This is a genomic window from Serratia sp. 14-2641, from assembly GCF_001692375.1.
Lineage (GTDB): Bacteria > Pseudomonadota > Gammaproteobacteria > Enterobacterales > Enterobacteriaceae > Chania > Chania fonticola_C.
In genome coordinates this window covers 151-4,609 of the sequence record NZ_LXKR01000072.1, presented here as the reverse complement: position 1 = coordinate 4,609, position 4,459 = coordinate 151, and the positions used below count along the sequence as shown (strand labels likewise).

Genomic DNA, 4,459 nt, shown 5'->3' with positions numbered 1-4,459 from the left:
AGATGTGTATAAGAGACAGTTAGAGTGGTGATTAATTAGCCTTGATGCCTGAAGAATCCAATATTTAAGAGCTGCACCATAAAAAAGTTGACTTTTTGACTGGTTAAGGTGCAGTTATTTCAGGTTGGTATTCTATTGATCAGAATCCATATGTTCAACTCCTACCTTAACGCAATTAGTATAGTGACTGCATTCAAAAACGACCGTTTATGACACCACGGATGCAACAGCTTAAACGTGGTATCAAAAAGTAGGGGTTTACAGTTTTGATACCAATGTTATAATGAACCTACCTTTTTGATACCTTAGGGCGTAGCATGTGCCGGATCTTTTCATACTGTCGTGTTTCCACTTCTGAACAATCAACCGATAACCAGATCTTGGCTATACAACAGAAGGGGATCATCATCGAGCCACACCGTGTTGTTACTGAGACAATCAGCGGCGGAGTTCCTGCGATGGAACGCCCTGAGTTTTCAAATTTGGTAAACAACAAGCTTGAGAAGGGCGATCAATTAGTCGTGCTCAAGCTTGACCGCCTTGGTAGAGATATGATTGATATCGTGAGCACAATCAAAATGCTCCAAGGCAAGAAAATTTCGGTACGTTCATTAGATCTCGATGGGGTGGATCTCACTTCTGCTGCTGGTGAGTTCCAGCTTAAGGTTTTAGCGGCGGTGGCTGATTTCGAACGCAATCGCATCATTGAGCGTACGCGAGAAGGTTTGGCAAAATCTCGCTCTGAAGGCCGTGTAGGTGGTAGACCAAAGGCAACCTCTCATGATGAAGTACAAAGGCTTAAAGCTGAGGGTATTTCACAATCAAACGTGGCAAAACAGCTTTCAGTATCAATTAGTACTATAAAGCGGTGCTGGAATTGAAATTAGTTTAATTGATAACATAGCAACACATTGATTTTAATGAATTTAATCCGTTCGATATCTGTAAAAAATGCAGAGACTAAAAAAACTCTCTGCATTAAAGTACAACATTATGATTTTTATAACTACATTTCCGTGGTGTTGATATGCTAATTATTACTCTTCTTCGCCAGACATGTTTGTACTATTTCTTAATCTGTACAAATCAATAGCTTTGTCGCGAGTCACATTCATTTTGGATTCTGACATAACTATACCCCAGATTGAACCGCGTTCTTGGCTATAGAAGTCTCTCATAGCATTAATGTACGATTCTTTATATTTTACCCATGCTCGTTGTGCATTGCGTAAGCTGGCTTGAATTTCTTTTGGCTGATCTTGAAGAAGTAGTTTATATTGCTTATTTAACTCTGCCTCCCATGAGTCAGTAGCCGAGACATAGCAATCAGTAGTTTCCATTGTTGAAACCGCTGATGTCTTACATTTAACTAATTTATCATCAATGTCTTGTCTTAAATCTTTTGAATAGACATTAGTACCTAATGATAGTAGCAATGCAGTCATAATTAGTTTTTTAGCTATCATGCGTTGTTTCATGGCTTGTCCTATATTATCAATTTCTATTTTGTCTATAATCTATATTTTTCTTTCATCTTCACGTTTATCAAAGTTTTTTAATTAAAGTTCCATCTTTGCTCTCACAGGCGTACAAATTCAGGTCAAAGCGTTTTTTATTATTAACATAATTGAATAGCCTATAGGTACTATCATATTTAAAATACTCAGTAATGCTACTGTCACTTTCAGTTTTTATATTCATATGGCCTTTCTGTCCTACTGGGCTAATCTTGCCACTATCAAAATCTTGCATATTATAATGACCGTCAAAATGTACAGTAAATCCATTGCCATAATCGGTAACTTTTATTATACCAAGCCATGCTCTATCTTTTGCCACTGATTTAATTGTTCTATCAGTTTTGATTGCTGTTTTGCAGTAATACTCATTGCTTGCGTAGCTTGACATTGTGATTACAGCACCGAATATTAGAATAAAGACTTTTTTCATATCCTTTCCTATGTTAATTTCCGGATGTTTCTCTTACAGATCTTTGAATTGCTTCTTTACCATTAATCTTTTCTTTTTGTTTCAATTTGTTCCATGCCTCAATAGCAGAGTATGCGTATATGTTTTCAGCGTAAATAATACCACTGCCTGCTACAACATATTCAACTTTGTATTCTTTGAGTCCTGAAGCCATAGCATTTCCTATCAGCATTGTAAAAGCTAAAAGTACGGATAATATTATTTTCTTCATAATTAATACTCTTCTGGTTTTGGTCTTGGCAAATGCTCAGGTAAAGATTGTGCAACGTTATAAGTACATAATGCTAATTCATTGCTCAATTTTTTCTGATTCCTACCAAATTCCTCGTTGTATCTCTTTCTATAGTCCATTTCTGCTTTTAAGTAAGCATCGCCGCCAACATCACGTTCGAAATCTTTAAATGACTGCCAGCTCTTTGTTTCATATGAGTATGCTGATTGATGTATTTTCATTTTTGTAATAATTGCATTGTAACAATCAGCTTTTTTTAGTGCTTCAGAGAGATCTTTGTTGCTTACGCCATATTCCTTATAAACGGAAATAGCAGAACCGCGTTTTGCACTACCTTCAGGTAAGGAATTAATCTCTTCCTGTATGCGTATCTCTAATGAAGATTCAATAGCAGTAGTATTATTTACAATATGCCCACCTTCATTACTTTTACTGCTTTGAGCTTCAGGAAAAAAGTTGCTTATCCCAATCATCATGGAAACTATAAAGACTAAACTACTAGATGATAAAGCAATAAATAAAGTACTTAATTTTCCCCGTCCTTTTGTACGCAATATTTTTACCATTTTTTTATAGAAAAAAATAGATAAGGCAATACATACAATAATTACTATTAATCCAACCATTGGCTACTTCTCCTTCATAAGTTGACTTTTGTATCTCTCAGGCCAAATTTCTTCTACTGGTACACCTATACAATCACTGACTATTTTTTCTGCTTTAGACCAGGGCCGTTCAAGAACATTATATAAAGTCCTTTGGTGTAGCCCTGCTTGTCTTGATAACTCTGAAAGTGTTGTTCCTTGCTTCCTTATGGCGGCGATAATGTCAGCCCTATGCCAGTTTTTTTCAGTACTGGAAAGTTGTCCCTTTTTCTGCGATCCTTTCGAATTAACATCACTCATTATGAACTCTCATTACTCATCTTAGGAACATTATTGATCGTTATAAGGAACTAGTCAATCCATAAAAAGGAATTTATAGGTTGATTTATGCCTTTTTTGCGATTTATGTTTATGAATTAGGAACAGCTCCAATGAAGTCAAAAAAACATAAAGAACCTTCAGAACAACAAAAACAGTTTACTAAGCGTCTTAGGAGTATGTTGCCTGACGGGCTGGGAAGGGCGTTCGCAACTAAAGTAGGTATAAGCTATTCAACGTTACACAACTATCTTTCAGAGGCTAGTAGTCCAACATTAGAAAATTTAGTGCTGCTGGCTAAAGCGTTGGACGTATCGATTGAATGGTTGGCTACTGGCGTTGGGGATCCTGTACCTGAAGTAGTTAATAATGAGGCCAATGAATTTTCGCGTGTAACAAAAGTTCCTTTTTTAGAACAACCGAATTACCTTTTATTGGATACGTACCTTTTGAAAGAAAAAGACGATACAAGCCATCTTGTAGCTTTAAGGGTAACTACTGATGTGATGGAACCTACTTTTGGGATTGGTGCTGTGCTAATCGTAGACACCAGTATAAAACAGCTAAAGGAAAACCAGCTTGTTGTACTGAAGAAGGGCGAAAATTACTTGTTAAAACGAGTGCAAGTAACGGCCCAAGGATACAGTTTGCTGAGTGATAATAAAAATTACCCGCAGCTAACTGTTTCTAGTAACGAAGCTCAATCATTCGAATGTGTCGGCCAAGTTATACTAATCCTTAGTGATGTTAATTAATTATGAAGTAGTTGATGATAAGGTAAACACTGATGACAAACTTAGAATCGATATTTAAAAAATTTATGGAGCAAGATCGCACAGCGAGAAACTTGGATGACTATGTTGATGAGTTTTTAAATCCGAATGGAGGGCAATATCAGAGGGCTGATTATTTACTTGATAATAGTCGTTTTATAATAGAGCTAAAGAGCATTGATACAGATCCAACACCTAATATTGAAAATAAACTTAATAAAATACTCGAGACAGACGAGTGGTTGCAAAGGAATTTTTGGGGTAGAGAGTACATATGGAAGAACTGATTAGTAAGCATCCTAATGCTTACAAATTTAGGCGTGAACTCATGGATGTAGCATATAGAAATATCAAACAACTAATCAGGAGTGCAGAAAAGCAAATCGCATCTACTAAGCTGCGTCTGAATTTGGAAAAATCTATTGGTGGTTTGATCATTCTTAATGATAACATTAAAATGTTGGAGGCAGATACTACTGCTGATGCTATTGAACACTCAATGCTAAACAGTAACTATAAAAACTGTCTCTTATACACATCTC

The 4,459-nt window shown here is 36.2% G+C and carries 8 protein-coding genes and 1 pseudogene; 4 read left to right on the top strand and 5 right to left on the bottom strand.

Annotated features, from left to right (window positions below):
• The first annotated feature begins 317 nt into the window (after positions 1-317).
• Positions 318-881 (top strand): recombinase family protein, encoded by a 564-nt coding sequence (locus tag A6U95_RS23455; protein WP_065686252.1) that lies wholly within the window; start codon positions 318-320, stop codon positions 879-881.
• A 156-nt stretch (positions 882-1,037) separates the two neighbouring features.
• Here the strand turns inward: A6U95_RS23455 and A6U95_RS23450 are convergent, their stop codons facing one another.
• The 5 genes from A6U95_RS23450 to A6U95_RS23430 all read right to left on the bottom strand — a co-directional run bounded on the left by A6U95_RS23450 (position 1,038) and on the right by A6U95_RS23430 (position 3,126).
• Entirely contained in the window at positions 1,038-1,478 is a 441-nt protein-coding gene (locus A6U95_RS23450; RefSeq protein ID WP_083196454.1) for a lysozyme inhibitor LprI family protein, read from the bottom strand.
• Positions 1,479-1,545: 67 nt separating this feature from the next.
• Positions 1,546-1,950 carry a hypothetical protein gene (locus A6U95_RS23445; protein WP_065686250.1) on the bottom strand — a complete coding sequence of 135 codons (405 nt, stop codon included), beginning with the start codon at positions 1,948-1,950 and terminating at the stop codon, positions 1,546-1,548.
• Between the two features lie 13 nt (positions 1,951-1,963).
• The gene (locus tag A6U95_RS23440) at positions 1,964-2,200 is read right to left on the bottom strand and encodes a hypothetical protein (protein WP_065686249.1); all 237 of its coding nucleotides are present in this window, start codon (positions 2,198-2,200) and stop codon (positions 1,964-1,966) included.
• A gap of 2 nt (positions 2,201-2,202) precedes the next feature.
• Positions 2,203-2,847 (bottom strand): hypothetical protein, encoded by a 645-nt coding sequence (locus A6U95_RS23435; protein ID WP_065686248.1) that lies wholly within the window; start codon positions 2,845-2,847, stop codon positions 2,203-2,205.
• 3 nt (positions 2,848-2,850) lie between these two features.
• Complete coding sequence (locus tag A6U95_RS23430; RefSeq protein WP_065686247.1) at positions 2,851-3,126, bottom strand: helix-turn-helix transcriptional regulator; 276 nt, start codon at positions 3,124-3,126, stop codon at positions 2,851-2,853.
• An 80-nt stretch (positions 3,127-3,206) separates the two neighbouring features.
• Between A6U95_RS23430 and A6U95_RS23425 the strand changes: the two genes are divergently transcribed.
• From A6U95_RS23425 to A6U95_RS31135, 3 genes and pseudogenes are all read left to right on the top strand, one after another.
• Positions 3,207-3,899, top strand: coding sequence for an XRE family transcriptional regulator (locus A6U95_RS23425; RefSeq protein ID WP_139102446.1), 693 nt, complete (start codon positions 3,207-3,209; stop codon positions 3,897-3,899).
• 32 nt (positions 3,900-3,931) lie between these two features.
• Entirely contained in the window at positions 3,932-4,204 is a 273-nt protein-coding gene (locus tag A6U95_RS23420; protein WP_065686245.1) for a hypothetical protein, read from the top strand.
• Positions 4,192-4,459: pseudogene (locus A6U95_RS31135) on the top strand (hypothetical protein); the annotation flags it as partial. The gene A6U95_RS23420 and the pseudogene A6U95_RS31135, both read left to right, overlap by 13 nt.

Excerpts from the sequence above, each read along its gene's own strand:
- A6U95_RS23455 (WP_065686252.1), top strand. The coding sequence starts at position 318 with ATGTGCCGGATCTTTTCATACTGTCGTGTTTCCACTTCTGAACAATCA.
- A6U95_RS23450 (WP_083196454.1), bottom strand. The coding sequence starts at position 1,478 with ATGAAACAACGCATGATAGCTAAAAAACTAATTATGACTGCATTGCTA.
- A6U95_RS23445 (WP_065686250.1), bottom strand. The coding sequence starts at position 1,950 with ATGAAAAAAGTCTTTATTCTAATATTCGGTGCTGTAATCACAATGTCA.
- A6U95_RS23440 (WP_065686249.1), bottom strand. The coding sequence starts at position 2,200 with ATGAAGAAAATAATATTATCCGTACTTTTAGCTTTTACAATGCTGATA.
- A6U95_RS23435 (WP_065686248.1), bottom strand. The coding sequence starts at position 2,847 with ATGGTTGGATTAATAGTAATTATTGTATGTATTGCCTTATCTATTTTT.
- A6U95_RS23430 (WP_065686247.1), bottom strand. The coding sequence starts at position 3,126 with ATGAGTGATGTTAATTCGAAAGGATCGCAGAAAAAGGGACAACTTTCC.
- A6U95_RS23420 (WP_065686245.1), top strand. The coding sequence starts at position 3,932 with ATGACAAACTTAGAATCGATATTTAAAAAATTTATGGAGCAAGATCGC.